Here is a 26,398-nt window from a genome sequence, read left to right as displayed (position 1 = left end):
CCGAGCTCGGAGGCAAACATGAAAATCAAAGCCGCGGTGTTTCACGGACCGAATCAACCACTCAAAATTGAACAGATCGATATCGACGAGCCGCAGGATCACGAAGTCCTGGTAAAAACCGCGGCGAGCGGCGTATGCCACAGCGACCTGCATTTTGTCGAAGGACTCTATCCCCTGCCCGGCGCCGCTGTGCTCGGCCACGAGGCGGCCGGCATCGTCGAGAAGGTCGGCAAGGCCGTCACTTATCTCAAGCCCGGCGACCACGTGATCGCCTGCACCTCGGTCTTTTGCGGCTACTGCGAAGAGTGCATGTCGGGTCACCCGCATCGATGCGCTAATCGGCAGGCGACGCAGCGCGCCAAGACCGACAAGCCGCGGCTCACACAAAATGGTCAGAAGCTGATCCAGTTCGCCGACCTCTCGACATACGCTGAGAAGATGCTGCTTCACGAAAACGCGCTGGTGAAAATCACCAACGAGATCGCGCTCGATCGCGCCGCGCTAATCGGATGCGGCGTCACGACGGGCGTTGGCGCCGTGCTCAACACGGCGAAGATCGAACCGGGCTCGACGGTCGCGGTCTTCGGATGCGGCGGCGTCGGCATCTCGGCGATCCAGGGCGCGCGCATCGCGGGCGCGCGGATGATCATCGCGGTCGATCAGTTCGAGAACAAACTTGCGATGGCGAAGCGCTTCGGTGCGACGCACACCGTCGACGCATCGACGAGCGACGCCGTCGATTCCATCAAGAAGCTGACTGGCGGAGGCGGTGTCGATTACTCATTCGAGGCAGTTGGACTCAAAAAGCTCGCCGAACAGTGCTTCGATGCGATCAAGGCGGGAGGCACGGCGACGATCATCGGCATGATCCCGGTCGGGCAGAAGGTCGAAATCGACGGACCCAAGCTCCTGACCGAGCGGCGCCTCCAAGGTACGATGATGGGAAGCAATCGCTTCCGAATCGACATGCCGCGCTACATCGATTTCTACATGCAGGGCCGCCTCAACCTCGACGACATGGTAAGCAAGCGCGGCAAGCTCGAAGACGTAAACGACGCCTTCAAATCAATGAAAGCGGGCGAGGTCGCAAGAACGGTGCTCATGTTCGACTGAGCAATCAGAAAAAAATAACCACAAAGACACGAAGGGCACCAAGGAAGAAAATTTCTTCTTAGTACCCTTGGTGTCTGTACTTTAGTGCCTTCATGATGATCTTTGTTTTACTTACCTGATCCTAGCTCTGGTTCGATGCGAACCGGAGTGCCGAACAGTACGGCGGTGCCGCTCAGGACATCGTAGGCGCGATCGTCGGTGAGGACGTTGGTGTTCACCCCAGCGTGCGCCTTCGCGACTTGGAGTTGAGAGCCTTCGGCGTCGTGACCCCAGCCGTGGGGCAGACTGACGACACCCGGCATCAGGTCGGTTGTGATTTCGATCGGTGCGACGACGCTGCCGACTCTGCTCGTGATACGCGCCGAGTCGCCCTCGCCGAGGCCGAAACGGCCGGCGTCGCTCGGCGAGATTTGTAACACGCATCGATCGCGGCCTTTCACGAGCGCCGGCAGATTGTGCATAAACGAGTTGCTCCAGCGCAGGTCGCGGCGCCCAATGAGAATCATGCCGTCGCGGCCTGTCGTCATATGCGCGCGCAGGCGCGGCAAGTCATCGAGCATCTCGCGCGGCGCGAGCTCGATCTTGCCGCTCCTGGTGTTCAGCAATTCGCGCAGCCGCGGCTCGAGCGGACCCAGATCGATTCCATGTTCGGATTCCTTGATCTTCGCGAGCGTCAATCCATCGGGACGGCGGCCGAAGCCGTCGCCATAGGGCCCGATGCGCACGAGCATGTCCACCAGCCGCTCGGGACCGATCAAATCCTTCAGGTTCGCGATCACTTCCTCAGTAGTCAGATTCTCCCACTTGCTATTGCATCCGACCGACGTTCCGGCGATCTGACTAAACACCACGTCGTCGATTGCTCGCGTCGATTGTTTTCCGATCCCCATCGCAATCGCGCCCAGCCTCAGGATCACTTCCCATGTGCTCGGCGAACCGGCCTTAGGCGGCACCGCCATCGAAGACCACTTCGCAACATTTCGCACCGACAGGTGGTAGAGACCGAACTCGTAGCACGACGCTTCGGCATTGGTCGGAGTCGGCAGGATGATATCGGCGTAGCGCGTCGTCTCGTTGATATAAAAGTCGACAGCAACGACGAACTCGAGGCCTTTGAACGCGCGTTCGAGCTGCTCGGAATTGGCCGCGCTGCGCAGCGGATTCGTCATTAGCAGGATCATCGCGCGCACTTGCCCATCGCCGGGCGTCAGCATCTCCTCGGCCATCGTGGACGACGGGATTCGTCCCTCGACTTCGGGCTGGCCGCTGACCCTGCTCCTGAACCGCGCAAACGTAAACGGCTTGCTCCGTGACAATGAGTTAATAGGCGCCGCCGGCGTCGTGAACATCACGCCGCCCGGGCGATCAAGATTGCCGGCCAGGATATTCATGAGCTCGATGCCCCAGCATGAGAGCGTGCCGAACTCCTGCACGCAGGTGCCGAGGCGTCCGTAGCATGCCGCCGAGGGTGCCGCGGCGAACTCGCGCGCGAGCCGCCGAATCGTGGCCGCATCCATTCCGCAGAAGCCCGCGACTGCTTCAGGAGCGAATGCGCGGACACTAACCTTCACCTCTTCCAATCCATTGATGAGGTCCTCAGCCGCACCAAGCCTCACCAGATTTTCGTCGAACAACGTATGCACCATCGCGAGCAGGAACGCCGCGTCGGCGCCGGGCCGAATGAAATGATGCTCGCTTGCGAGCCTCGCAGTCTCGGTGCGCCGCGGGTCGATGACAACGAGTTTACCGCCCCGCTCAACCACGCCCTTCAGACGGCCGGGCGCGTCGGGCATCGTCATCAGGCTGCCGTGCGAGATCGCCGGATTGGCGCCGACGATCAGCAGATACGAGGTGCGATCGATGTCGGGAACGGGAATTGTCGCCGGAAACGGCCCGCCGAACATCAACCCCGTCTGCACTTGCTTTGGCAGCGTGTCGACCGCGCTCGCATTGAAGAGGCTCTTGCTCCCGAGCGCTCGCGCGAGCACCGGCATGTACATCAACGCGAGGTCGTGAACGATAGGATTGCCGGAATACATCCCGACGGCATCGCGGCCGTATTTCTGTTGGATCGCGGTAAGGCGCGTTTCGATCTCCGCGAAGGCTGCCTCCCACGTGATCGGCTGCCATCCGCCGGCCGTGCGCCGCATCGGCTGCTTCAGACGATCGGGGTCCTGCTGGAACGCCTTGAGCCCGTATGCCTTCGGGCAGATGAACCCGCGCGAAAACGGATCTTCCTTGTCGCCGCGCACGGCGACGATCTGGTCGCCTTCGACTTCGATCGCGACGCCGCAGGTCGCCTCGCAGAAAGGACAAACGCGATTTACGATTCGCCGCTGAGCCTTCATGATGCTCTCCCTTCGGTCGTTTCTCACCGCAAGGATGCGCATGCAAAGAGGCTCTCGCAACGGACCACTTCTTTATTGAGCTATGGATCCATTACCAGGAGCAGGACTTACCACCAGGAACACGAAGGCACTAAGCAATTTTTCTACTTAGTGCCTTCGTGCCTATGTGGTGAGATTTTTCTTTTTTCTTACGCTGCTGTTTTCAGCTTCACGCCGAACTGATCTGCCGCGTTGCCGCCGAGCATTCTCGCCATGAGCGGCTCTTCGACGCGCGCCGTGGTGAGCATTTCGATCGCATCGTAGGCGCTGGTCGTATCCTGATGCGGGTACCGCGAACCCCAGACCACTTTGTGCGCGAAGTCGTCGGGCAGCTTCTGGATGAGGCGCTCCTCGGCGTCGAAGCCGAGCATGATCTTGCCCTCCTCCCACATCTCCTCGGTGTCGGTGCGCACTGGATAGTAGTGGAGTAGTGGAATCGTTCGGGTCGAGGCTTCCATCTTCTCCAGGACCTCTTCCATCCACGAGGCTTTGCCGTGCGCGACGACTACTTTCATGTTCGGGTAGCGTTGCATCACGGTGAAGCCGATCAGCGTCGAGGCGACGAACATGTGATTGTCGAGCCAGGGCGCCAGGATTTGCGCAATCGGATGGCCGAGCGGTGGCGAGGCGGTAAATCCAAATGTGATGTCGCCGCCGCCACCTGCCGTTGGTCCACCCCCGCCGGCGGTGCTGAAGGCGCGATGATTCAGGCGGCCCTTCACCTTCTCGAAAAATTGTCCGTGCGAGGTCCACTCGGGATTCCAGAATCCTGCCGTCGGATGCACCGCGAGCGTAGTGCCGAGGCTTTCGATCTCGGCCCACAGCGGATCGTAAACCGGATGCGTGAAGTAGTGGCCTTCAAGGAACATCGGGCGGATGAAAGCGGCGCGGAAGCACGGCATCTTCGCCGTGCGGCGCAACTCCTCGATTGCGTAGTCCATGTTCTGCAGCGGAACCATCGAGGCCGCAAAAAGCCTCTCCGGCGCGGCTTGGCAGAAGTTCGCGACCCAGTCGTTGTATGCGCGCGCGAGCGCGTACGCGACATCAGGATCCTCGACGAGATGGAATCCCTCGGCGAACCAGGTCGGATAGAGCAGCGCCTGGTCGATGCCCATCGCGTCCATGTCGCGCAGGCGAGCCTCGGCGTTCGAGGCTCCAGCGACTGCCGCATGATGAACCTCGGGATCGAGGCCGCCGACGTCCTCGAGGTGCATCCCGGGCTTCCAGATCGCGTGACGCGGGATGTTGGAGTTCATCGTGTCGCGGAAGGGTTTGCCGTTAACTTTCAGATAGGAACCGTGCTGCCCATCTTCGCGCCAGAGGGCGGATTTGCCGAGCGTGCGAAACTCGGGATCGAGATACTTGGTCCATAGCTCGGCGGGCTCGACCACGTGCGAGTCGCCATCGAATACTGCAAAGCGCTTGTTGGGCATGATCAACTACTTCCTGTGCTGACGCGGGCGCCGCACCCTCACCCGCGCTTTGCGGGCGAGGTTATTCAGCGCGCTTGCGGTTCCGAACATACTCACTGGAACCTGAATACCGAGGCTTCGGGTTTAAGTGATTGCTTTACTTCTTCTTCGGTTGGCCACCAGTCGGGGCGCTCGATCTCCGTTACGCGATCGGCGATGAACTCCCGCGGCGCGTCGATTTTGTAGAGCTTGCGCGCGTTGCCGCCGAGGAACTTGGCCTGGTAGGCCTCGGGCAGCTCGCACTTGCGCATCGTGTCGATCGCGCGCCACACGTCGTCACCGTCGTGATGATAAACGTCGGACGACCACGCGAGGATGTTCTCGTAGAACTCGGGCAGGCGCGACGGCGGCGCTTCGTCGCCCTCGAATCCCGTCACGCAGCGCTCGAAGAAGGTCTCGCTCGGGAGCTGCTTCAGCGGCCGCAACTTGCGCTCGTTACGATACAATTTGTAGTGCTTGTCGCATTCGTCGAGGATAAAGCTGAGCCAGGTCGAGGACGCCTCGAACACGGCGGCGCGCAGTTTCGGGTAGCGATCGAAGAATCCCGACATCAACACCATCACGACCCACAACGATGCTTCGGCCTGGAAGTCCTGCACGTTGATCAGGAACGAATGCGGCAAGCCCGACGAGGTCGCGGTGAGCGAGATCAGCTCGGCGCCTGAATGCTGCTCGGTGTAGCCGGGCGGCTTGAGCGAGCCGAACGCCGGGAACGGATGCATCCCGTAAACGACGCCCGTGTCTTCCATCGCCTTCCACACGCGATCGTATTTCGGCTGAATCGGGAAGTTGCCCATCGCATCGATCGGCCGCACCAGGCCTACGCGGCATCCCTTGGCCGCGACGCGATACACTTCCATCTCGGCGAACTTGGGATCCTGCATCGGGAGCATCGCGGCGAAGTAAAGGCGCTCGGGATTCTCGGAGCAGTACTCGTGCGCCCAATCGTTGTAGGCCTTGCACATTGCCTTGGCGCCAACGGCATCGAGCAGCCACGGATAGGTATCGATATCGGTCGGGATGATCATGACCTGGTCGATACCCTGCGTATCCATGTCCTTGAGGCGCGGTTTGGGCTCGTACGATCCCTTGTGATCGATATAAGCCGCCTGCTCCTTGGTGAGCGCGGTCTTGGGATTGAGATTGCGCACGTTGAGCGCGCGCTGGATGTCGTGCTTGAGGCCGGGGCCTGCGAGCGACAACACATTGACAACGCCGGCCGTGCCGCCGATCCGCTGCGAGCCGATACCGGCGTTGGCCTTGCCATTGACTATTAACTGCTCACTTTCGGGATCCCACCAGATCGTGCCCTTGAGCGCGTCGTACTCGTCCTTGGTCAGCCAGTCCTTCGCGCGCTCCCAGAGCCATGGCGGCTCGGTCACGTGCGCGTCGCAATCGAAGGTCGGGAAGTTCTTCGTCATCGGTGCAAACTTTTGAACGGACATATCGCGCCTCCGAAAAACTACTCAATCAATTAGCTAGTTGATTACTCAGTCTCGAGCCACGGCTCCGGCATCGTGATCGCGCCGTGCTTAGCGAAGATCGCATCGATCTCCTTCATGTCAGCGTCCGAGATCGTCCAGCCGAGCGCGCCGACGTTGTCATCGACCTCGCGCGGATTGCGGCATCCGACGAGTGCCGTGCTGATCACGGGATTCGAAAGCGTCCAGCGCAGCGCGAGCTGCGGCAGCGTCTTGTTGTAGCGCTTTGCGATCGGCTTCAGGTCCTCGACTGAGCGCAGGTTCTTCAGGAAATGCTCGGGGCCGAACAGATGCTGAAACAAGTTGAGATTACCAAGCTGGCCGCGACGCGAGCGCCAGTCGCCCTTGTCGAACGCGGATTCCTCCGTGAGCGTGCCGGTGAGCATTCCGTAGGCGAGCGAGCCGTAGGCCATCACGCCGATTCCATTCTCGCGGCAATATGGGAAGATCTCCTTCTGCATCCGGCGATCGAACATGTTCCAGCAGTACTGGACGACATCGACGCGCCGCACTTTCATGCAGGCCTCGATCTCGCTCAGCTTGAAGTTCGACAGGCCAACCGCACGCGCCTTGCCCTGCTTCACGAGGTCCTCGAGCGCGCGCATCGGTTCCTCGAACGATGTCACGCGGTCGGGCCAGTGAATCAGGTAAACGTCGACGTGATCGGTGTTGAGCGCCTTGAGGCTCTTCTCGATCGATTCCATGACGCGCTGGCGGGAGCTGTCGCGATAGTTCGGCTTATCGGGATAGCCGACGCCGAACTTGGTCGTGATCACCGCTTCCTTGCGCCGCGAGCCGAGCGCCTTCGCAAGCGAAGTCTCCGACGCGCCGAAGCCATAAGCCTCCGCGGTGTCGAAACAGTTCATGCCGAGGTCGAGAGCGCGATTCACCGCCTTGATGAACTCGGTCTCCTCGATACTTCCGTAGCCGCCGCCGATTTCCCAGCATCCGAAGCCGATGGCTGAAATCTGGATGCCGGTCCTACCGAATGGTCGGAGTTCCATACTCTGCGCCTCCGATTACGATCGTGGGTCGTCCGCGGAACACGCTAATGCCGATTGAAGTTTTTGTCAAAGCGGATTAGGCTGCTGAATCTGAGAAATAAGAATTCGCGGGTGGCAAACCGATCGTCGTAAGGTGTATTTCATCTCGATGACAACGCCCGCATTGAATTGAATTAAAATGAGGGCATGACGATTCGCATGCACCCCGACCGTCTCACCAATCGCTTTGCGCAAAGTCCCAAAAGGAGCTGCCCATGCTCGATCTGATTATTCGCAACGGAACCGTTATCGATGGCACCGGGATGCCGCGTTATCGCGCCGACGTCGGAATCGCGGACGGCAAGATCGCCGCGATCGGCAGGATCAACGAGAACGCCAAAGAAACCATCGACGCCGACGGTCATATCGTGTCGCCGGGCCTCATCGACGCGCATACGCATATGGATGCGCAGGTCTTCTGGGACGCGCTCGGCACCTGCTCATGCTGGCATGGCGTGACTTCGGTCGTGATGGGCAACTGCGGATTCTCGCTCGCACCGTGCAGCGAAAAAGACAAGCTGCTCGTGATGCGCAACCTCGAGCGCGCCGAGGACATTTCGCCCGACGCGATGGAGGCCGGCATCAAGTGGTCGTGGACGACATTCGCCGAATACCTGAACGCGGTTGATGGGCTGCCCAAGGGCATCAACTACGCGGCGTACATGGGACACTCCGCGCTGCGAACCTACGTGATGGGTCAGCGCGCGTTCGAAGAGCGCGCCACGACCGAAGACCTCGACATGATGCGCCAGGAGTTGCGCGACGCGATCAAGGCCGGCGCGATCGGCTTCACCACCTCACGCACCAGCAACCATCAGACGCCAGACGGCAAGCCCGTCGCCAGCCGAATCGCCGACTGGAACGAAGTGAAGCAGCTCGTCGGCGTGATGGGTGACCTCGGCGCCGGCATTTTCGAGATCGCCGGCGAGGATACTGGCGCCCAGGGCGAACGCCTCGAAGACTATCTCAAGCGGCTCAAGTCTCTGGCCGTCGATACGAGCGTGCCGGTGACGTTCGGCATGTTCAGCTCGCGCCGCGCTCCCGGCTACTGGCGCCGATATTTCGAGATGGCCGATCAGGCGGTCGCCGACGGCGGCCGGATGTTCATCCAGGTGCATAGCCGTTCACTGAACGTGCTGCTCTCCTTCGAGACGATCCTGCCGTTCGATCGGCTCCCGGCGTGGCGCGAGATCCGCAAGCTCCCGCTGGCAGAGCAGGAAGCCGCGTTGCGCAATCCCGAGACACGGCGCGCGCTCGTCGCGGCCGCATCGGAGCGCCCCGAGAATGCTGAGAAAGCAGTGGGCGCCGAAGCTCGCTATCCGAATTTCAAGTGGGTGTTTCCGCTCGTTCGCCCGACGCCGCCGCATCGCTCAATCGCCGAGCTCGCGGACGCGACCGGCAAGAATCCCGTCGAGGTGATGATCGATCTTGCGCTCGAGCGGAATCTGAAGCTCTTCTTCATGCAGACCCTCGTCAATGAGGACCAGGACCACGTGCTCGAGATGATGCGCAATCCGCGCTCGGTGGTGACGTTCTCCGACTCGGGCGCGCATGTGTCGCAGATCATGGATTCGTCACTGCAGACGCACGTGCTCGCACATTGGGTTCGCGAGAAGCAGGCGCTCACGCTAGAGCAGGCGATCCGTCTCCTGAGCTTCGTGCCCGCGTATCATTGGGGGCTCAAGGGACGCGGCGCGTTGCGCGAGGGCAACTTCGCCGATGTGATCGTATTCGATCCGGACAAGATCACGCCGCAGCTTCCCGAGCTCACGCACGATCTGCCGGCCGGCGCGAAGCGCCTCAAGCAGAAGGCCGACGGCCTCAAGGCGACCGTTGTCAACGGCCAGGTCGTGCTGCGCAACAACGAGCACACGGGCAATCTGCCGGGCAAGCTGCTGCGCGGTCCCCTCGCAAACGCATAAGAGGGACGAAGAAGTATCGAGCTGGAGGCGACAGCCATGGCATCGACACCAATTCGCGTGATCTCGGCCGACTCGCACATGACCGAGCCGGAAAACTTGTGGACTGATCGCCTCGACAAGAAGTATGGCGACCGCGCGCCGCGCGTGATCAGGAGCGAAGCGAAGGGGCAGTACCTGTTCGTCGCTCCTGACATCTCGCCTTTCCCGGTTGCGGGCGGCTTCGCTGCCGGCCGCAGCGGCGATGAGCTCAAGGAGTTCATGCGCCGCGCCGATAAGGACGAGGGCTACAAGGCAGCGCGTCCCAGCGGATGGGACCCGGTCGAACGCCTGAAGGATCAGGACGTCGATGGAGTGCAGGCTGAGATTCTGTACACGACTCTCGGCATGCCGCTCTTCGGGCTGCATGATTCCGAATTGCAGCGCGCATGCTTTCGCGTTTACAACGATTGGGTCGCGGAATTTGCGCGGCACGATCCTCGGCGCCTGCACGCGATCGCGCTCGTGTCGCTCGAAGATATCGAGGCAGGAGCGAAGGAGCTCGAGCGCGCGGCGAAGATCGGGCTCAAGGGCGCAATGATCTGGGGCTCGCCGCCGAAAGAGCGGCCCTACTGGCAGAAGAGTTACGATCGCTTCTGGTCGGCGGCGCAGGAACTCGAGATGCCGCTGTCGCTACACGTGATCACCGGTAAGAAACCGCCGCGCGCCAAGGAAGAGCGCGAAAAGGTCCGCAGCGAAGATCCCGGCTTTATCCGCGGCTACATGAACATACTGCATGAAGTGCAGCGCTCGTTAACCGACATCATCTGCGGGGGCGTGCTGATGCGCTTTCCGCGCCTCAAGATCGTTTCGGCCGAAAACGACAGCGGCTGGATCCCGCACTACATGTATCGGCTCGACCACGCGTTCGAGAAATTCGGCACTCTTATGCGCGAGCCGCTCGACATGAAGCCCAGCGAGTATATCCGACGCAACCTGTGGGCGACGTTCCAGGACGATCCGATTGGTCCGATGCTGTTCCGCTACTTCGGCGAAGACAATTTCATGTGGGCCTCGGACTTCCCGCACACCGATTCGACGTGGCCACATTCGCAGGAAGTAATTGCGCGCGACTTCGCGGACGTGCCAGCCGCAGTGAAGCAAAAGATCATCTGCGGCAACGCCGCCAACCTGTACCGCATCCCGTTGAACTAGAGTTTCAGCAGCTTCGTGAACAAAAACGCGCGCGCCCTCGAACAGACGGCGCGCGCGTCGTCTTCTGTCTTCTGATCCCCTGTCCTTATCCTGGGAGAGGGCTCAGAAGACTACGCGACGATTTCGGCGCGGCGGCGGCGGTTGGAGTGGATTATCGAGGTCAGCAGCTTGCGGGTGCGCTTTGCGGACTCGGCGTCGGGGCATAGCTCTACCACCAGTAGATCGGTTGCACCTGCGTCGGCGAATTTGAGCAGGCCATCTTTTACCTCATCCTCGTCGCCTGCGACCATCAGATCGTGCGGCGCCAGCACGCCTTCGCGATCGAGCATCGCACGATACGTTGCCAACGCGCCGTAGTCCTCGAGCGCGCCGCGTGCGGTCTCGATCGCCGTCGATGGATCATCAGTCACGCACACCGCGACGGCCGCCATGATTCGTGGCGCGCCGCGGAAGTTCTGCGTTGCTGCCAGCCTCACGCGCGGCACCACGTAGCTTGCGAGCGTCTTGTGCCCGACCATCCAGGTTACGACGCCGTCGGCCGAGCTGCCGGCGAATTTGAGCATGCGTGATTTGAACGCCGACACGAGGATAGGCGGCGCGACGATCGGGGCCTCGATTCTGCCGCGGATCGCCATCGAGCGGCCCTGGTCATCGAGCGCCTCGCCTTTGAGCAACTGGCGCAGCACGGTGACGACCCGTCGCGTATGGCTCAGCGGCTGCTCATATATATACCCGGAGAAGCTCTGCCGATTGCGCGGCATCGGCGGAGCGATGTTGAGCACCAGCCGCCCGTTGACAGCTTGTTGTACCGTTGATGCCTGCACGGCAAGATGCATCGGATGGCGCAGGAAGGAAGGATCGACCGAAGCGCCGAGCTCCAGGTCGGGCACCGAATGTCCGATGACCGCGACCGCGGTCAGCACGTCAACGCCGGAGTTGGGTGAAATCCAGTAACTCGCGAGGCCGTCGGCGTGAGCCTTTTTGGCGTCGGCCAGCAGCTCTGCCAATGTGTCGCGTGGTCCGCCCGCAATCAGTCCAATACGCATTCCGATCTCTGGCCTTTCGCCGTAAGCAGCAACGACTTGGGGTTACTAAAGAGGTCTGTGAACTTCATGCGAGCGGAACAGTCAGGGCGTCATCGCGCCATTGCCCGGGATCGTGTCCGAATATCAGTTTGGTGCCGGCGCTCTGCATCTTGCGGAAACGCTCGATCACTTCGCGCATCGCGTCGTAGCTGTCCGCGAACGGCGGCAGCACCATCTCTTCGAGAACCTTGCGCGTGTAGCAGGAATCCGCGGTGAGCAGGACTTCGGCGCCCTCGAGCCTGACCCGCAGCGACTGATGCCCCGCGGTGTGGCCGTAGCTCGGCACGCATACGACGGTGCCGTCGCCGAACACGTCGTGCTCGCCGTCGACCAGCTTGAGCTGATGCCCGAGATCGAAGTCGGCGCGATTGTAGCCGTTGCGCTTTACCTGTTCGGGATCGCTCGCCGCTTCCCATTCCTTGCGCTGGACAATCAGCTTGGCGTTGGGCAGATCGGCATTGCCGCCGACGTGATCGAAATGCAAATGCGAGTTGATTACGAAATCGACCTTGGCCGGATCGGTGTCGAAGGCGCGCAGGCGCGCGCCCAGGTCCTCGCCAGGTTTGTAGTAAATGTTAAACACCTTGGCGAGTCCGCCGAGGCGCTCGCCGCCCGACTGCAAATCGCGATGAAGGCCGGTGTCGAAGACCACCCTGCCCTTCGGATGCTCGATTAGAAAACTCGGAATCGGAAGCTTGAGCCGGCCGGGCTCGTTCTTAAGGAGCGCCCGGGCCTCGGCCTCGAGCCAGCCGCACAGCATCGGACGAAGACGAACTGCCATGAATATTCTCCCGTTCGGCGGCCTCGAGCGGTATCGCAACGCTCGCCGGCGTTTGCGATCCGCTGTGCCGTACCGTTTTTGATTCGCGCGCGCGGCGGTGCCGCGCCTCATCGACGCCGACCGTGTCGCGCACGACCGCCTGCATGAAGCGTTCGATTTTGTCCATCGGCACGCGCGTTATCTTCATCTGGGACAGCACGTAGCCGGTGGCTGCGATCACGCGCGCATCGTTTTCAGAATCGTCCACCCGGTCGCTGCCAATGGCGATGCGCCAGTTGCTAATCGTCTCAAGGTTGCGGGCAAGGACGCGCTCGTAATACTTGAGGTAGAGCGGCCAAGCTTCCGAACGAATCGCGGTACTCCATTCGAGGATCACGCAAGTGTGATCGGGATAGCGCGTAACCGCTTCGGTCCACGTTCTGAGCCGCGCCATGATGATTTCGGGAGCGGAGCGCTCGACGCTCGGCACCGCTTCGATCATCGCTTCGAAAAACCGCGAGACTTCCTCGAGCACCTCGCGCACCAGCGCCTCGCGGGTCGGGAAATAAAAGAATACCGCCGGCACGGAGACCTTGGCTTCGCGCGCGATTTCGGTGTGACGAGCGCCGCCGAGACCACGCCGCGCGAATACGCGAATCGCGGACTCGATGAGCAGTGCCTTGCGCTCCTGCTGATCGAGCGGGCGCGCGCGACGGCGCTTCGCAGCGGCTCTGGAAGGCATCGTCTTGAGCGTATGGACCGTTGAAGTTTCTGTCAATGGCAGTTGATAAATCCCCAATTTTGTTATCGACAGATTGTCGGCGAATTGTGTTCGTAACTCGTTCAGTCCCAATGACCAAAATGTCGGATTCAGTCGCTCGCTCGCGACTCACGGCCATGGACGACAGCGCATCGATTGCGTTAAGCGTTGCTCAAACGCTCGAGCGATGAGCGAGGTGAACGCGATGCAGAGTCTCAAGGACGCCGCATGTATCGTCGGCGCGGGCGAGAGCGAATTCAGCCGCGGCACGAACAAGACGGACTTCCAAATCACTCTCGAAGCGTCGATGAACGCGATCTACGACGCCGGCCTGAACCCTCATGACATCGATGGAATCGTCGGCCCGCCGATCGGCTCGCCGGCGGAGCATTTCGCGGCCAATCTCGGAATCGAGGACCTGCGCTACGCCGTCACGGTGCACACCGGCGGCGCGAGTTGCGTGACCGGATTGCAGGCCGCCGCACTCGCGATCGCAAGCGGGATCGCGACCAACGTCTTGGTGCCGATGGGTTGGCTTGGGTACTCCGCGATGCGCGTCAGCACAGCGGGCCGTCGCGAAGGCGGCAGTGGTGGTGGTGGAGGCGCCGGACCGCTCGGGCCGACGATCGGCGAGTGGTACATGCCCTACGGCGCATCGGTGCCGGTGCAGTGGTACGCGTGGATCGCGACGCGGCACATGAAGATGTTCGGCACGCCGTTCGAGGCGATGGCGGCGGTTTCGCTCGCCTCGCGCAAGCATGCGCAGCTCAACGAAAAAGCCGTGATGCGCGGGCGGCCGCTTTCGCTCGACGACTACATGAAGGCGCGCTGGATCTCCTACCCATTCCGCCTTTTCGATTGCTGCCTTGAAACCGACGCCGCGTCGGCAGTGGTCGTAAGCTCGCCCGAGCGCGCCCGCGATCTGAAGCATCCGCCGGTGTACATCGCGGGCGTTGCCGAGGGTCATCCGTATCCCGCCGACGATATTCCCTCGCGTCCCGATCCATTCAAGATCGGTCTTAGCTTCGCCGCGCCTAAGGCGTTCGCGATGGCGGGGATCAAGCATTCCGATATCGATTTCGTCGAGATTTACGACTGCTTCAGTTACGTCGTACTGCTGCAGCTCGAGGCGATGGGCTTCTGCGGACGCGGCGAGGTCAAGGATTTCGTCAAGGGCGGACGCCTCGAGCTCGGCGGCGAGCTGCCGCTCAACACGCACGGCGGGCTGCACTCCGAAGCGCACGTGTGGGGCATGAATCATATCGTCGAAGCGACCCGACAGCTTCGCCACGAATGCGGCGCGCGCCAGGTGAAAGACGCGGAGGTCGGCCTCGTTACAGGATGGGGCGACTTTGGCGACGGCAGCCTCGCGATCCTGAGGAGATAAGCGATGAGCGACACAACGACCGAATACAAGCTGCCGCTGCCGCGCCGTCATGGGATGGCGGCGGAGTTCTACGCCTTCTGCCGCAAGCACGAACTGCGCTTTCAGCGCTGCGTCGATTGCGGCACGTGGCGGCATATCCCGCGCGAGATGTGCGCGCATTGCGGATCGGTCCGCACCGAATGGGCGAAGTCATCGGGCAGGGGCAAACTCTTCTCGTGGACGACGGTGCGCCAGCCGATGCTGCCGCAGTTCGAGGTGCCCTACAGCCCGGTCGTGATCGAGCTCGACGAAGGCGTGCGCCTGCTGAGTTGGCTCACCGACCTGGGTCCGGATGACCTCGTGCTCGACATGCCGGTCGAGGTCGTGTTCGACGACGTGACAGCCGAGGTGACGCTGCCCAAGTTCAAGCGGCGCGCCTGATCGTCACTTCTCCGCGATGAGCTTCTGCAGCCGTGCGAAGCTCGCAGGCGGCCAGACCTTTGGAACATCGTAGAATGTCTCGAAGGCCTTAGCGCCGGCCGGCAAAGTCACCCACGGCAGCTTGCTGCGCGTGAAGATGTGTACATCGGGCGTGACTGCGTCAGGATTTTCGAGCGTGCCGGCGCGCACGAAGAGCGCATCGCCACGCGCGCCGTGGTATTTGCTCCACACATAGGTGCCGCATTTGCCGCAGAAGAAGACCTCGTGATTCGCGCCCGTCCCGCCCTTGAGCACGAAGGATTGCGGCGCGCTGCCGCTTCTCTCGACGAACTTGTTCTCGATCCACATATTGATGACGAAGGCGCTGCCCGTGACGCGCTGGCAGTCGCGGCAGTGGCAGGCATGAACTATCATCGGGTCGGCCGTGAGCGTATAGCCGACCTCCCCGCAGGCGCATCGACCTGACAGACTCATAGAAACCTCCCGCGGCAAAATCGCCGCTCGAACCGCATCTTAGTCGTCACGAGAACGAAAAACTTGGCAAAAATTGCGATCGTCAGGGCGGCGGTCCATCGCGATCGGCGTTGGGTCGTTGCACCAAGGGCCCATTTGAGGTGACCCGCCAAGTTGGCATCATAGCTACGGATTTTTGCGTTGGCCGTCAGGCTGCTCATCTATATGTATAACCAACCGCTTGCCGATAGCTCTCTGGTCGGATGCATGCATTGCGATCTGGTGCAGCGCATGCCGCTGCTCGAACAGGGAGCGTCGGCGCGATGCGCGCGATGCGGCGAGGAGCTGCGCCATCGCCGCGAGGATTCGCTCAATCGCACCTTCGGGCTCACCGTCGGCGCGGCACTGCTCTATACGATCGCGAACTCGGTGCCGATGATTGGCTTGACGATCGTTGGGCGCTCCGCCTCGACAACCGTGATCGGCGGCGCGGTCGATCTCTGGAACGCCGATCAACGGGTCGTCTCGATACTCGTGATGTTCACGGCGGTGATTGCGCCCGCGCTGCAAATCGGCTTCATGCTCGCAATCATCCTCGGCACACGCTGGACGCCCGCGCCGCGTTGGGTCGGGACGTTGCTTCGCTATCATCCGACGACCCGCACCTGGAGCATGGTCGAAGTGATGATGCTCGGCGTGCTGGTCGCGCTGATCAAAATTGCCGACTACGCAACCGTCATTCCTGGCGTCGCGCTGTTCGTGCTGGGCGGACTCGTATTCACGCTCGCCGCCATGCAGGCGAACTTCGATCCCGCCGAGGTCTGGGACCGAATCAGATGGGCCGACGAAGAGGCGGTGCCATCCGCGGCGGAGGTCGCACGATGAGCGCGATCACCGCGATGCAGAACGGCCTGCAGAGCTGCCCGAGCTGCGGCCTGCTCTCGCAGCCGGCGGCGGGAACGATCGAAGGCCGCTGCCCGCGATGCAATGACCTTCTCAGCTTTCGCAAGCGCGCAAGTATCCAACGCACGTGGGCGTTCGTGATCGCGGCCGCGGTTTGTTACATCCCGGCCAACGTCCTGCCCGTTCTCACGACGACCACGGCGGCGGGCGCCGATTCCGATACGATCCTGCAGGGCGTGATACTGCTTTGGTCACCAACCGGATGGCCGCTGTCGCTGATCGTGCTGTTCGCGAGCATCATGATTCCGAGCGCAAAGATCATCGCGCTCGGCTATTTGCTCATCACGGTGCAAAGCGGCTCGATCCATAACAACGAACAGCGCGTGCAACTCTATCGAACAGTGGAATTCATCGGGCGATGGTCGATGGTCGATGTCTTCGTCGATACTTTCACGGCGGCGCTGGTACAACTGCAACCGCTGATGTCGGTCGAGCCCGGTCCCGGGCTCTTTTTTTTCGCAGCCGTCGTGGTGCTGACGATGATGGCGGTCGAGAGCTTCGACCCGCGCCTCATCTGGGACGCCACTAGCGAGGTGTCAACATGAGCGAGCAACAGACCTCGGCGCCCGGTGCGCCGCAGGCACGCGTGGCGCAAAACAGGAGCAGGATCTCGATCGTGTGGATCGTGCCAATCGTCGCGGCCGTGGTCGGTGCCTGGGTCGCAGTCGCGCGCATTATGAGCGAGGGACCGACGATCAAGATCACATTCGCATCGGCCGATGGCCTCGAGGCGGGCAAGACCAAGATTCAATACAAGGGCGTCGACGTCGGCACGATCACTCATATCCAACTCTCGGAGAATCACGAGCGCATCGAAGCGATCGCGCAAATGGCGCCCAAGACGGAAGATTTTCTCGTCGGCGACACCAACTTCTGGGTGGTCCGGCCGCGAATCTCCGGGGCCAACGTCACCGGACTCGGCACGCTAATCTCGGGTGCATACATCGGCATGGAAATCGGCCAATCCAGGGAGAGCAAGCGCGAGTTCGTCGCGCTGGAGAATCCCCCGGTTATCAGCGGCGGCATCCCGGGCCGTTACTTCATGTTGAAGACGTCGAACCTTGGCTCGCTCGATACCGGCACGCCCGTGTTCTTCCGGCGGCTGCAGGTTGGCGAGGTCTCTTCATACCAGCTCGACAAGGATGGCAAGCTCTTCACGCTGCGAGTCTTCGTCCACGCCCCCTACGATCAGTACATAACTGAGAACACGCGGTTTTGGCAGGCGAGCGGCATCGACGTGAAGCTCTCCGCCACCGGGCTCGACGTGCAGACCCAGTCGCTGCTCTCGATTCTGATCGGCGGTATCGCGTTCGAAACGCCCGCGACCGGTCCCGTCCTTCCCGCAGCGGACGCCGATTCATCGTTCACGCTCTATCTAAGCCGCACCGAGGCTTTCGAGCCGCCGGCGATAAATCCGCAGACTTACCAGTTCGTCTTCGACCAATCGGTGCGTGGCCTTTCGCCCGGAGCGCCGGTCGAGTTTCGCGGTATCAAGATCGGCCAGGTCGTCGACGTGCGCGCCCAGGTCGATATGAAGACGCTGCGCTTTTCGGCCCCGGTCGTCGCTGAGCTCGAGCCGCAACGACTCGGAGTCAAGTTGATTGACATGGGATCGGGCGAGACCCTCGATTCGATGCGTCGCAAGTTGATCGACGCGATGGTGGCGCGCGGCGTGCGTGCGCAACTCCAGACCGGGAATCTGCTGACAGGCGCCGCCTTCATCGAGCTCGATTACGTTCCTGGCGCCAAGCCCGCGAAGGTCGACTGGACGCAGTACCCGGTCGAGCTTCCCACCGCACCCGGGCAGCTCGTCAGCACCGAGGCTCAACTCACCAATATCATCAAGAAATTCGACGCGCTGCCGATCGATGAAATCGGATCCGATCTGCACAAGTCGCTGGTGTCGCTCAACGAAACCCTGATGAGCGCGCAAGGCACGCTGACCAGCGCGCAAACCACGATCAACAACGCCGACGGCTACGTCGAGCCCAATTCCGCGCAGGCACAGGAGCTTGCCAACGCGCTGCAGGAAATCAGCCGCGCGGCGCGCTCGGTGCGCGTGCTCGCCGACTATCTCGAACAGCATCCCGAGGCGCTGCTGCGCGGTAAACCAGGAGGTCCGAAATGAGTACAAATAGTTTGACGCGCCTGGTTTCGGCGATTCTTATTCCGATTGCATTCGCGGCATGCGGAACGTCAGCCCAGCCGCACTTTTATGCGCTGACCTCGACCGCGGCGCCCGCTGCGGCGCAGTCCGCGCCGATCGCCGTGCTGGTCGGCCCGGTCTCGGTACCCGCCGCCGTCGATCGGCCACAGTTTGTCGTGCAGAAAGCCTCCAATCGCGTCGATATCGACGAATTCAATCGATGGTCGGCGCCGCTCAATGACAGTATCGCGCGTGTGATCGCGAGCGATCTTTCAACCCAGCTCGGCACGCCCAACGTTGCGACGGCGCCGCTGGCGAACTTCGCCCCGGATTATCGCGTCACTATCGACGTGCAGCGCTTCGATACGATCGAAGGCCAGGGCGTGACGGTCGAGGCGGTGTGGGTGGCGCGCAAGTCTGACGGCAAGACCCGAACTGGCAGAACCATCGCACACGAGGCCACACAGGGCAACGGATTTGATGCTATCGCCGCAGCGCACAGCCGCGCGCTGGCGCAGGTTAGCGCCGACATCGCAGAGGCTATCCGCTCCGAAGCCAGCGCAACGCAGTAAGACATAGACGGTAGGAGAAATAATCTGGGAGTTACCAAGATAAGCACAAAGTCCAATGGCGCATGGATCGAACTCCTGTCAACATAGCGGCGAGGTACGATAGTTATGCAGCCTCTTCTGCTCCAGACGACACCCGCCATCGGTCAGACCCGCGTGACAAGCGGCACCACGAGGACGCCCGGTAAGGCGCGGCGCGCGGCTTCGGGTGAGCGCTCGCAGCGTCATGCGGCGCCCCAGGTTCTGGTGGTTGACGACGATCCGTCCGCGCTTGGTGCGCTCGGACGTTTGATAAAGTCTGCCGGGCTGAAGGTGAAACTGTTCGATCGTCCTTCCGCGCTTTTGAACGACGAACTGCCCACTGAACGAGCGTGCGTGATCCTGGACGTGAGCCTGCCGGAAATGAACGGGGTCACGCTCCACGACGTGCTCCATACGAGCGGCCACGCGTTGCCGACGATTTTCGTCACGGGGCTAGCCGATCCGGCGACTCAGCGCCAGCTGCAAAGGGCGAAGCCTGTAGCAATCCTCTACAAACCGGTACACGAACGGGTGCTGTTCGAGGCGATCAGGATGGCGCTCAACGCGGGCGCCAATCGCTGAGACGATTTTTCCATACCGAGTGGTATGGAACTCTTGACTTGTCCTCGATTTCGCCGGAACAATCGTTCACTGGCAATGATCTCTATCACTGCCAGTTGACGCCGGAACACTATCGCGGACCAGGTGTAAGCGCGAGGTCTATGAGCAGACGGTAGGAGTTCCACCTTGGGGGGCGCCGTGCTCCAGTGGAATGAGGAACGCCGGACCGAAAATAACCGAGCGATACGCAAATCGCTCATTCTCACAACCCTTCGACGCCTCGTCGTCGGGCATCGCGATCCTGAACGCCGAGGGCCGGATCGTGTATCTCAACCGCAGCTGGAGCAACTTCGCTTTGCATTGCGGTCTCAACGGTAGCTCTCCGCGCGTAGGCTCCGATTACTTTGATACCTGTCAGCGCATGCTGGCGGCTCCCTCCGCACGCAGCGCCACGACTCGCCTGCGCCAGCTCTTGCGTGGCCATCGGCCGAATCTCCAACTCGAAGCCCAAGGAATCGACCAGCAGGAGCGCTATCGAATAACCGCGACTCGCTTCGAGCATGGCGACGATGCCTACTTCCTCCTCACTCACGATCCGCTCGACGACTTCGACAATCTCGATTTCGAAGAGCTGCTGGCAGATTTTTCGTCCAGTTTCGCCAGAACCAGCGGCGAGGAAATTGACCGCGAGATTGGCCGCTGGATTACCAGGGTTCCGCGCGCGCTCGGTCTCGATCGCAGTTCGGTTGCGCGGCGCTCCTCCCGCGACGGCAACTTTTATGTCACGCATTCGTGGGCGCGGCCCGGGATCAACCCGGCCCCGATTGGCTTCAATGTTACGGCGACGATGCCCGAAGCCATGCGGCAGATGGCGCTCGGCGAAACCGTGGTCATCCGCAACGAGCAGGACATCTCTGCCGCGGGAGAATTGGATTTTGCGATCGCGAGGCTGCTCGGCTTCGAGGCCGGAGTGTTCATCCCGCTTAAGATCGGCGGCGAAGTCATCGGCTTCGTGGGATTCGCATCGATCATACAGCGTAATTGGTCGGTCAAAACGATCCGGCGCATGAACCTGATCGCGCAGGTGCTGGCCGGAGCGCTGGAACGCAGACGCTCGATATCGCAGCTTCACCGGATGCGCGGCGAGATGCGCGAGATCACGCGCGTTGCGCTGATGGGCGAGCTGACCGCATCGCTCGCGCATGAGCTCAATCAGCCGCTCGGCTCGATCATGAACAACGCGCAGGCCGTGCAGCGCCTGCTCGCGATGAAAAAGCCCGACCTCGACGAGATTCGCGCCAGCCTCGAAGCGATCGTCAACGACGACGAGCGCGCCGCCGAGATTATCCGCAGTGTGCGAGCCTCGTTCCGCCGCGAGCGTCCCGAGCACAGCCGCATCGATCTCCGGCAGATCCTGCTCGACGCCGAACGAGTGGTGCGTGCCGAGGCCGTCTCCCATGCAATCGTGCTCACGGCGCAGCTTCCCGAGGCTCTCCCCGTCGTTCTTGGTCAGGCGACTCAGCTGATGCAGGTGGCGGTTAATCTGATTCTGAATGCAATGGACTCGATCCGTGAATGCCAGGACGGCCCGCGCGAAATCGCGCTGGCCGCGGAGCAAGACGAATCGGGATGGATCCGCACGGCGGTGCGCGACACCGGCAAGGGCATCGAACCCGAGATGCTGCCGCGCTTGTTTAAGTCGTTCGCCACCACCAAGCCCAATGGAATGGGAATGGGCCTTGCGATCGCGCGATCGATCGTCGAAGAACACGGCGGGACCCTGGTCGCGCGAGCGAACGCGGGTCGCGGCGCCATTTTTGAATTCTCACTACCACCTGCCGAAAACGGAAAACACTGATGCCTACGCACGACGACGCGACGCTTGAGATTGCGGTGATAGACGACGATCTTTCGGCGCTCAGCTCGCTCGCGCGGCTGCTCAAGAGCGCCGGTATCGAGGTGAAAACTTTCGCCTCGGCGCGCGACTTCCTGGCCGATCCGAACGACGCGCTGGTCGATTGCGTGGTCAGCGATCTGCGGATGCCGGAAATCGACGGCCTGACCCTGCTTGAGCAGATGGCTGAGTTGGCACCGGAGCTCTCGATGGTGTTCATCACCGGCCGCGCCGACGTACCAAGCGCGGTGCGCGCAATGAAAGAAGGCGCGGTCGACTTCCTCGAGAAACCGATACGCGGTGAGCGGCTCATCGACGCGATCGATCGCGCCGCCCAATCGACCCGCCGCCGCCGCGCATCGCGAGCGCATCTGGAAACCCTGCGCCTGCGTTATCAGCGTCTCACTGGCAGGGAGCGGCAGGTGTTCGCGCTCGTCACGCAGGGTCTGCTCAACAAGCAGATAGCGTATGAACTCGGCACCACTGACAAGACCGTCAAAGTGCATCGAGCGCGCGTGATGGACAAGATGGAGGCCGAGTCGCTGGCCGACCTCGTGCGGATGGCGTCAGCGCTCCAGATTCACGTCGAGGCGCCGCCCAGGGCGCCTGGGCCGGCAGTTGCCCCGCCAGCGAGCCGCAGAACCGTTACCACTCCGTATTGATTTCGTTACGCAGCTAAACATTGCGTCGTGAAATTGTCCTGAGGGTATGAAAATACGCTCTCGACATTTTGTGTAAATCCGCCGGTAAGACTTGCTGCGTAGGATGCGCAAGTTCGCGGAGCGAAGTCTTGCCCGATGATTCGTCCGAATGACCGCCGTTCACGCAGGTCCTCTTTTTCGGATGAAGGCCGCCGCGCAGCACTCGCGAGCGCGCTCGCGGGTGCTGCGCGCCGATGATGTGCACCGCGCGCGGCTGATCTTGATGCTGGCGGAGGGTCAATCATGGTCTGCCATTCAACATGCCTTAGGCTGTAGTTCGGCGTACATCGCACGTTGGCAGAGCCGCTTTGTCGAGCAGCGTCTGGCGGGCCTGTTTGCCCGCCATCAGGGGCGGCCGGCGACTAAGCGCACGGCGCGGCTGGAAGCCCGCATTCTGGCTTGGACCCGCCGCCCGCCGACCGATGGTTCCACGCACTTTAGTAGCCGCAAGCTGCCGCGGACGCTGGGGGTCAATCACATGATGGTCGCGCGAGTTTGGCAGCGCGCCGGAGTTAAGCCCCATCGGCTGGAGCGCTACATGGCCTCCGATGATCCGGACTTCGAGCGCAAGGCCGCCGACGTGATCGGGTTGTACGTTAATCCACCGCAGCACGCCGCAGTATTTTGTGTCGATGAGAAGACCGCCGTTCAGGCGCTCGATCGTCTCGACCCGGTGTTGCCGCTTAGCCCGGGACGGGCCGAACGCCACGGCTTTGAGTACTTTCGGCATGGCACGCTCTCGCTCTACGCCGCGCTCAACACCAAAAGCGGCAAGGTCCTGGGCCAGACCGCCGCCCACCATGCCACCGAGGAGTTTGTGGCCTTTCTCGGCCAGATCGTTGCGCTGGAATCCAAAGGCCGCGAGATCCACATTATCGCCGACCACCTCTCGGCGCATAAGACCAAGCGGGTAGCGCAATTCCTGGCCGAGCATCCCCAACTGCACCTGCATTTCACTCCGACCTATTCCTCGTGGCTCAATCAGGTCGAACTGTGGTTTGCCCGCATCGAACGCGATGTCATCGCCCGCGGGATCTTCACCTCGGTCAATGACTTGGCACGCAAGCTCATGCGTTACATCCGCCATCACAACCAACACGCCGCGCCCATCAAATGGGCCTACCGCGACTTCGCTCACAGAATAATCGCCACTTTTGATTCAGCTGTTACAGGCCACTAATAAACAGCTTGACCTCGCGGGTATGTGAGCCTCCCAAGGAAAACGCGGCCTGGAAGGGCCCTATCGCGCGTTAACCTCGATACGCCGCGGGCGAGCTCGCTCGCTCTTCGGAAGCGTGAGTTCCAGAACCCCGTTGGTCATCGAAGCTTCGATCCGTTGATCGTCAATATCCTCGGTCAGCTCGAATTGTCTGAAGTAATTTCCGACGTTGTATTCAGTATAGAGCGGAACCACGTTCTGATAGGCTTCGGTCGAGACCGTACCAACTATAGTAAGTGTGCCGCGGTTCAGAGTTACTTCCACATCGCTCTGCTTGACGCCGGGCATGTCGGCCCAAAGTTTGAGTGAGTCATTCAGTTCCTGAATATCAACTTCAGGCAGAAAGAAACGGCCAGCGCGCGTTTTTTCCTGGCCCTGCACGGTTTGCTTCTCTTTCGTCGTGATTTCCTGGTCAGTCATTTGCCTTCCTCCATTGGAGTGCCTGTGCGTCAGGAGTGTCCGACACCTACGCCGGTTTTACAGCGATCTGACGTGGCTTTGCTGCTTCCGCCTTGGGAACGCGCACGGTCAGGATTCCAACATCGTAGCTGGCCGCGGCTTTGTCGAGATCGAGATTTTCCGGTAACTGGATTGAACGCGAAAATTCACCAAAAGAACGTTCGCGGCGGTGATAGCCGGTGGCCTCAGTCGAGGTTTCGCGTCTGCGCTCGCCCTTGATAGTCAGCGTACGGCCCTGTCCAGACACGCTTATACTGTTCGAGTCGACTCCCGGAATCTCCGCGATGATGGCTACGCCGTCAGCGGTCTCGAAAATGTTTACGGGCGGATAGCCGCCCGCGCCAGAAACGCCAAGTCCGTACGCGGGGTTGCGCAGGAACCGCTCCAGGTCACTCTGCAGAGAGAGCAGATTAGTAACCGGATCCAAATTGCCTGAGTATCTTAGGAGCGCCATAGGAACCTCCTTCTGATTTAGAAATTCGACCCGTTACCCGAAAAATAAGCGCTCGCAGTCAATCGTCAAGAGGGCGAGATGAAGAAGTAATGACCTCGACAACAGTGGGCTGCGTGGCCATTAGACCGCTGGTGAGGTAATCACCATTTAGAGGGACGAATTCAGCCTGCGAGGCCATAGATATCTCCCCATCGCCTTTGCGAGCGGATCCGGCCATAGATACGCGTGCGCCATTGCTGCCTGGATATCTTGAAAGCGCTGTTGCAGCGTATGATCCGGAAACACCGCGTCGAGTTGCCGCGTGAAATAGGTCGCCGATACCTTGCGCGACCAGCTCGCATCCCCGATTCATGTTCCAGCGCACCTGTGCCTTGAGCTGCGTCGAAGCCGGCACGCGAGCCTCCGCCGTCTGCCACAATTCCTCTATGCCGGCGCGTAGTTGGGTGACCGTCACATCGATTAGCCAGATCGATTCAGCCAACCGCCGTGGTGACCCGCCCCGCAGAAGTATACCGACCGGCAGTAGAGATTTCGCCGTGGTGTGGTCGGTTGGTGCCGGTATTACCGGCGTTTATTGCACTCTACAGACTCGATTGACAACCTCTAGCAACTGGCTATTGGGCACGACTGTTTCTGCTCTGTCTTTGACCAGCTTTTCGTCCCCACCCTTCACACTTGCATAAGGGTGGGGCGAAAAGCTTTCAGATTTTGGATCCGCGACAGCGCTGCTCTGCACGGCGCCGGACGGCAATTGGTTTGCCGGCCAAGCCGTGCGCAGCGCTGTCGCGCTCCATTGTTGCCAGGTGCGAGCAAACTCCTCCGGAGCGCGATCGGCCAATGCACTATGCGGCTTCACCTGGTTGTAGTCCTGCCGCCAGCGCTCGAGCTTGTCGCGGACGTCGGCCAGATCAAAGAAGGCTTGACGAGAGCGTACGTAATTGGACCTGCATATCACGTCGTCGAGAATCTCCGATACTGCAATACCAGCCCTTGCTTATGACCCGGCGGCCCAGCCCTGTTGTGCGTAATATTCCATGATGCGCTCGACGATTTCGTTGGCGCTCTTGTCGGTCAGAAATCCCAGCGACGAACGATGACTTTTTACTCCCGCCGAGACCACGTTTATTCCGGCTGAGGCGATTGCCGCACCGCCTCCAGCCGCCATGCCGGGCGCACCCATGATCGCCGCGCCAGGCATCGCGCCGCTGTCGGCATGCGTATCGAATTCCATGACCTGCTGATCTGCCATTACTGTCCGATGGTAAATATCAACGTTGCTATTAATCTGCGATTTGCCGACGCCTAGCCCGATGACCATGCGCGAGAGTTTGTTGCCTTCGCTCACGTCGATAAACTCACCGTCAACAATTAGAACGTTATTTCCTTGGGTGGGCGTTCCACGCTTGAGGCAGATTGCGTTAAGTCCCTTCTTCTGGAGCTGCGTGACGACCTCGAGACAAATGTCTTCGGCAGCCGCAAGAGCCAGGTTGTGCTCGTCAGTGTTCTCGTCTGCATCGGTCATCGCGCGATAACTCTTCTGGATTAGTCCTTGGTTCAGCGTCACGTCTGCGGTATCAACGGCGAAATGATACACGACAATCTGGCTCGGAGGTTGATTGACTACTGGAGCTGATTGCGAAACAGATTGCGAAGAAGCTCCGGCACATCCCGCAATCGCGAGCGACAGCAATAGACATGAAAAGACGTAGGATCGGGTTGTCATAAACTTTTCTCCGGGCATTTTTTCAAAGATTAGTCTTCCGCTGCCTTGTCGATAATGAATTGCTCAGACGCCTTGTCTGCTTTGTCTTTGATGTTGGCCTTGAGCGGCTGAACACTAATGGTCACGTTTTCGATCGTTCCGGTAAATTTGCTGGTTTCGACGGTGTAGTCTTCGGAGACTGGCGTTCCTTCGTCGACGCCCACATCAGCGCCTT

Annotated in this window: 26 protein-coding genes and 1 pseudogene; 13 read left to right on the top strand and 14 right to left on the bottom strand. The window is 61.0% G+C overall.

Annotated features, from left to right (window positions below; genetic code table 11):
- Window positions 1–18 precede the first annotated feature (18 nt).
- On the top strand, window positions 19–1,113 hold the full coding sequence (locus VMA09_03135) for a Zn-dependent alcohol dehydrogenase (protein ID HUA32572.1): 1,095 nt from the start codon (window positions 19–21) through the stop codon (window positions 1,111–1,113).
- A 107-nt stretch (window positions 1,114–1,220) separates the two neighbouring features.
- On the opposite strand, the gene VMA09_03130 is transcribed toward VMA09_03135, so the two are convergent.
- The 4 genes from VMA09_03130 to VMA09_03115 all read right to left on the bottom strand — a co-directional run bounded on the left by VMA09_03130 (window position 1,221) and on the right by VMA09_03115 (window position 7,457).
- Window positions 1,221–3,461: a molybdopterin-dependent oxidoreductase gene (locus VMA09_03130; protein HUA32571.1), complete on the bottom strand. Its 2,241-nt coding sequence runs from the start codon at window positions 3,459–3,461 to the stop codon at window positions 1,221–1,223.
- A gap of 188 nt (window positions 3,462–3,649) precedes the next feature.
- On the bottom strand, window positions 3,650–4,933 hold the full coding sequence (locus VMA09_03125) for an amidohydrolase family protein (protein ID HUA32570.1): 1,284 nt from the start codon (window positions 4,931–4,933) through the stop codon (window positions 3,650–3,652).
- A 92-nt stretch (window positions 4,934–5,025) separates the two neighbouring features.
- Window positions 5,026–6,417, bottom strand: coding sequence for an amidohydrolase family protein (locus VMA09_03120; protein HUA32569.1), 1,392 nt, complete (start codon window positions 6,415–6,417; stop codon window positions 5,026–5,028).
- Window positions 6,418–6,458: 41 nt separating this feature from the next.
- Window positions 6,459–7,457 (bottom strand): aldo/keto reductase, encoded by a 999-nt coding sequence (locus VMA09_03115; GenBank protein HUA32568.1) that lies wholly within the window; start codon window positions 7,455–7,457, stop codon window positions 6,459–6,461.
- Between the two features lie 248 nt (window positions 7,458–7,705).
- Here VMA09_03115 and VMA09_03110 point away from each other — a divergent pair, with 248 nt between their 5' ends.
- Both VMA09_03110 and VMA09_03105 read left to right on the top strand, forming a co-directional pair.
- The gene (locus VMA09_03110; GenBank protein HUA32567.1) at window positions 7,706–9,418 is read left to right on the top strand and encodes an amidohydrolase family protein; all 1,713 of its coding nucleotides are present in this window, start codon (window positions 7,706–7,708) and stop codon (window positions 9,416–9,418) included.
- A gap of 36 nt (window positions 9,419–9,454) precedes the next feature.
- Window positions 9,455–10,609 (top strand): amidohydrolase family protein, encoded by a 1,155-nt coding sequence (locus VMA09_03105; GenBank protein HUA32566.1) that lies wholly within the window; start codon window positions 9,455–9,457, stop codon window positions 10,607–10,609.
- A gap of 110 nt (window positions 10,610–10,719) precedes the next feature.
- On the opposite strand, the gene VMA09_03100 is transcribed toward VMA09_03105, so the two are convergent.
- The 3 genes from VMA09_03100 to VMA09_03090 all read right to left on the bottom strand — a co-directional run bounded on the left by VMA09_03100 (window position 10,720) and on the right by VMA09_03090 (window position 13,196).
- Window positions 10,720–11,655 (bottom strand): TIGR03564 family F420-dependent LLM class oxidoreductase, encoded by a 936-nt coding sequence (locus VMA09_03100; GenBank protein HUA32565.1) that lies wholly within the window; start codon window positions 11,653–11,655, stop codon window positions 10,720–10,722.
- Between the two features lie 64 nt (window positions 11,656–11,719).
- Entirely contained in the window at window positions 11,720–12,475 is a 756-nt protein-coding gene (locus VMA09_03095) for an N-acyl homoserine lactonase family protein (GenBank protein HUA32564.1), read from the bottom strand.
- Window positions 12,411–13,196 carry a TetR/AcrR family transcriptional regulator gene (locus VMA09_03090; protein ID HUA32563.1) on the bottom strand — a complete coding sequence of 262 codons (786 nt, stop codon included), beginning with the start codon at window positions 13,194–13,196 and terminating at the stop codon, window positions 12,411–12,413. The genes VMA09_03095 and VMA09_03090 overlap by 65 nt, the downstream gene beginning before the upstream one ends.
- A 223-nt stretch (window positions 13,197–13,419) precedes the next feature.
- Between VMA09_03090 and VMA09_03085 the strand changes: the two genes are divergently transcribed.
- Window positions 13,420–14,601, top strand: a complete 1,182-nt coding sequence (locus tag VMA09_03085; protein HUA32562.1) for a hypothetical protein — start codon at window positions 13,420–13,422, stop codon at window positions 14,599–14,601.
- Window positions 14,602–14,604: 3 nt separating this feature from the next.
- Window positions 14,605–15,021 carry an OB-fold domain-containing protein gene (locus VMA09_03080; protein HUA32561.1) on the top strand — a complete coding sequence of 139 codons (417 nt, stop codon included), beginning with the start codon at window positions 14,605–14,607 and terminating at the stop codon, window positions 15,019–15,021.
- A gap of 3 nt (window positions 15,022–15,024) precedes the next feature.
- Here VMA09_03080 and VMA09_03075 read toward each other — a convergent pair whose 3' ends face one another.
- Window positions 15,025–15,495, bottom strand: a complete 471-nt coding sequence (locus VMA09_03075) for a GFA family protein (protein HUA32560.1) — start codon at window positions 15,493–15,495, stop codon at window positions 15,025–15,027.
- A gap of 180 nt (window positions 15,496–15,675) precedes the next feature.
- Between VMA09_03075 and VMA09_03070 the strand changes: the two genes are divergently transcribed.
- The 8 genes from VMA09_03070 to VMA09_03035 all read left to right on the top strand — a co-directional run bounded on the left by VMA09_03070 (window position 15,676) and on the right by VMA09_03035 (window position 23,509).
- On the top strand, window positions 15,676–16,359 hold the full coding sequence (locus VMA09_03070) for a paraquat-inducible protein A (GenBank protein ID HUA32559.1): 684 nt from the start codon (window positions 15,676–15,678) through the stop codon (window positions 16,357–16,359).
- Window positions 16,356–16,982 carry a paraquat-inducible protein A gene (locus tag VMA09_03065; GenBank protein HUA32558.1) on the top strand — a complete coding sequence of 209 codons (627 nt, stop codon included), beginning with the start codon at window positions 16,356–16,358 and terminating at the stop codon, window positions 16,980–16,982. The genes VMA09_03070 and VMA09_03065 overlap by 4 nt, the downstream gene beginning before the upstream one ends.
- Window positions 16,979–18,565, top strand: coding sequence for an MlaD family protein (locus tag VMA09_03060; protein HUA32557.1), 1,587 nt, complete (start codon window positions 16,979–16,981; stop codon window positions 18,563–18,565). Before VMA09_03065 ends, VMA09_03060 begins: the two co-directional genes overlap by 4 nt.
- Window positions 18,562–19,155 carry a PqiC family protein gene (locus VMA09_03055; protein ID HUA32556.1) on the top strand — a complete coding sequence of 198 codons (594 nt, stop codon included), beginning with the start codon at window positions 18,562–18,564 and terminating at the stop codon, window positions 19,153–19,155. Before VMA09_03060 ends, VMA09_03055 begins: the two co-directional genes overlap by 4 nt.
- 105 nt (window positions 19,156–19,260) lie before the next feature.
- A complete protein-coding gene (locus tag VMA09_03050; GenBank protein HUA32555.1) occupies window positions 19,261–19,755 on the top strand; it encodes a response regulator in 495 nt (164 codons plus the stop codon).
- A gap of 190 nt (window positions 19,756–19,945) precedes the next feature.
- Window positions 19,946–21,592: an ATP-binding protein gene (locus VMA09_03045; GenBank protein HUA32554.1), complete on the top strand. Its 1,647-nt coding sequence runs from the start codon at window positions 19,946–19,948 to the stop codon at window positions 21,590–21,592.
- Complete coding sequence (locus tag VMA09_03040; protein HUA32553.1) at window positions 21,592–22,290, top strand: response regulator; 699 nt, start codon at window positions 21,592–21,594, stop codon at window positions 22,288–22,290. The genes VMA09_03045 and VMA09_03040 overlap by 1 nt, the downstream gene beginning before the upstream one ends.
- A gap of 181 nt (window positions 22,291–22,471) precedes the next feature.
- On the top strand, window positions 22,472–23,509 hold the full coding sequence (locus tag VMA09_03035) for an IS630 family transposase (GenBank protein ID HUA32552.1): 1,038 nt from the start codon (window positions 22,472–22,474) through the stop codon (window positions 23,507–23,509).
- A 60-nt stretch (window positions 23,510–23,569) separates the two neighbouring features.
- On the opposite strand, the gene VMA09_03030 is transcribed toward VMA09_03035, so the two are convergent.
- The 6 genes and pseudogenes from VMA09_03030 to VMA09_03005 form a co-directional block, all read right to left on the bottom strand.
- A complete protein-coding gene (locus tag VMA09_03030) occupies window positions 23,570–23,968 on the bottom strand; it encodes an Hsp20/alpha crystallin family protein (GenBank protein ID HUA32551.1) in 399 nt (132 codons plus the stop codon).
- Window positions 23,969–24,014: 46 nt separating this feature from the next.
- Entirely contained in the window at window positions 24,015–24,461 is a 447-nt protein-coding gene (locus VMA09_03025) for an Hsp20/alpha crystallin family protein (protein ID HUA32550.1), read from the bottom strand.
- A gap of 58 nt (window positions 24,462–24,519) precedes the next feature.
- The gene (locus tag VMA09_03020) at window positions 24,520–24,942 is read right to left on the bottom strand and encodes a hypothetical protein (GenBank protein ID HUA32549.1); all 423 of its coding nucleotides are present in this window, start codon (window positions 24,940–24,942) and stop codon (window positions 24,520–24,522) included.
- A gap of 318 nt (window positions 24,943–25,260) precedes the next feature.
- Window positions 25,261–25,443 (bottom strand): annotated as a pseudogene (locus tag VMA09_03015) (integrase core domain-containing protein).
- Window positions 25,444–25,455: 12 nt separating this feature from the next.
- A complete protein-coding gene (locus VMA09_03010; GenBank protein HUA32548.1) occupies window positions 25,456–26,184 on the bottom strand; it encodes a DUF4410 domain-containing protein in 729 nt (242 codons plus the stop codon).
- A gap of 29 nt (window positions 26,185–26,213) precedes the next feature.
- Window positions 26,214–26,398, bottom strand: a 185-nt coding sequence (locus tag VMA09_03005) for a hypothetical protein (protein ID HUA32547.1), incomplete at its 5' end; no start/stop codon positions are given.

Source organism: Candidatus Binataceae bacterium (assembly GCA_035508495.1).
Taxonomy (GTDB): Bacteria; Desulfobacterota; Binatia; order Binatales; family Binataceae; genus JASHPB01.
The sequence above is the reverse complement of the archived record's forward strand: the minus strand, read 5'-3'. Positions and strand labels throughout refer to the sequence as shown.

Bases quoted from the DNA above. Each gene is read 5' to 3' on its own strand.
- VMA09_03045 (HUA32554.1), top strand. From the start codon at position 19,946: ATGAGGAACGCCGGACCGAAAATAACCGAGCGATACGCAAATCGCTCA.
- VMA09_03095 (HUA32564.1), bottom strand. From the start codon at position 12,475: ATGGCAGTTCGTCTTCGTCCGATGCTGTGCGGCTGGCTCGAGGCCGAG.
- VMA09_03060 (HUA32557.1), top strand. From the start codon at position 16,979: ATGAGCGAGCAACAGACCTCGGCGCCCGGTGCGCCGCAGGCACGCGTG.
- VMA09_03120 (HUA32569.1), bottom strand. From the start codon at position 6,417: ATGTCCGTTCAAAAGTTTGCACCGATGACGAAGAACTTCCCGACCTTC.
- VMA09_03010 (HUA32548.1), bottom strand. From the start codon at position 26,184: ATGACAACCCGATCCTACGTCTTTTCATGTCTATTGCTGTCGCTCGCG.
- VMA09_03025 (HUA32550.1), bottom strand. From the start codon at position 24,461: ATGGCGCTCCTAAGATACTCAGGCAATTTGGATCCGGTTACTAATCTG.
- VMA09_03105 (HUA32566.1), top strand. From the start codon at position 9,455: ATGGCATCGACACCAATTCGCGTGATCTCGGCCGACTCGCACATGACC.
- VMA09_03035 (HUA32552.1), top strand. From the start codon at position 22,472: ATGAAGGCCGCCGCGCAGCACTCGCGAGCGCGCTCGCGGGTGCTGCGC.
- VMA09_03030 (HUA32551.1), bottom strand. From the start codon at position 23,968: ATGACTGACCAGGAAATCACGACGAAAGAGAAGCAAACCGTGCAGGGC.
- VMA09_03055 (HUA32556.1), top strand. From the start codon at position 18,562: ATGAGTACAAATAGTTTGACGCGCCTGGTTTCGGCGATTCTTATTCCG.
- VMA09_03040 (HUA32553.1), top strand. From the start codon at position 21,592: ATGCCTACGCACGACGACGCGACGCTTGAGATTGCGGTGATAGACGAC.
- VMA09_03075 (HUA32560.1), bottom strand. From the start codon at position 15,495: ATGAGTCTGTCAGGTCGATGCGCCTGCGGGGAGGTCGGCTATACGCTC.
- VMA09_03065 (HUA32558.1), top strand. From the start codon at position 16,356: ATGAGCGCGATCACCGCGATGCAGAACGGCCTGCAGAGCTGCCCGAGC.
- VMA09_03090 (HUA32563.1), bottom strand. From the start codon at position 13,196: ATGCCTTCCAGAGCCGCTGCGAAGCGCCGTCGCGCGCGCCCGCTCGAT.
- VMA09_03085 (HUA32562.1), top strand. From the start codon at position 13,420: ATGCAGAGTCTCAAGGACGCCGCATGTATCGTCGGCGCGGGCGAGAGC.
- VMA09_03050 (HUA32555.1), top strand. From the start codon at position 19,261: ATGCAGCCTCTTCTGCTCCAGACGACACCCGCCATCGGTCAGACCCGC.
- VMA09_03080 (HUA32561.1), top strand. From the start codon at position 14,605: ATGAGCGACACAACGACCGAATACAAGCTGCCGCTGCCGCGCCGTCAT.
- VMA09_03115 (HUA32568.1), bottom strand. From the start codon at position 7,457: ATGGAACTCCGACCATTCGGTAGGACCGGCATCCAGATTTCAGCCATC.
- VMA09_03135 (HUA32572.1), top strand. From the start codon at position 19: ATGAAAATCAAAGCCGCGGTGTTTCACGGACCGAATCAACCACTCAAA.
- VMA09_03130 (HUA32571.1), bottom strand. From the start codon at position 3,461: ATGAAGGCTCAGCGGCGAATCGTAAATCGCGTTTGTCCTTTCTGCGAG.
- VMA09_03125 (HUA32570.1), bottom strand. From the start codon at position 4,933: ATGCCCAACAAGCGCTTTGCAGTATTCGATGGCGACTCGCACGTGGTC.
- VMA09_03100 (HUA32565.1), bottom strand. From the start codon at position 11,655: ATGCGTATTGGACTGATTGCGGGCGGACCACGCGACACATTGGCAGAG.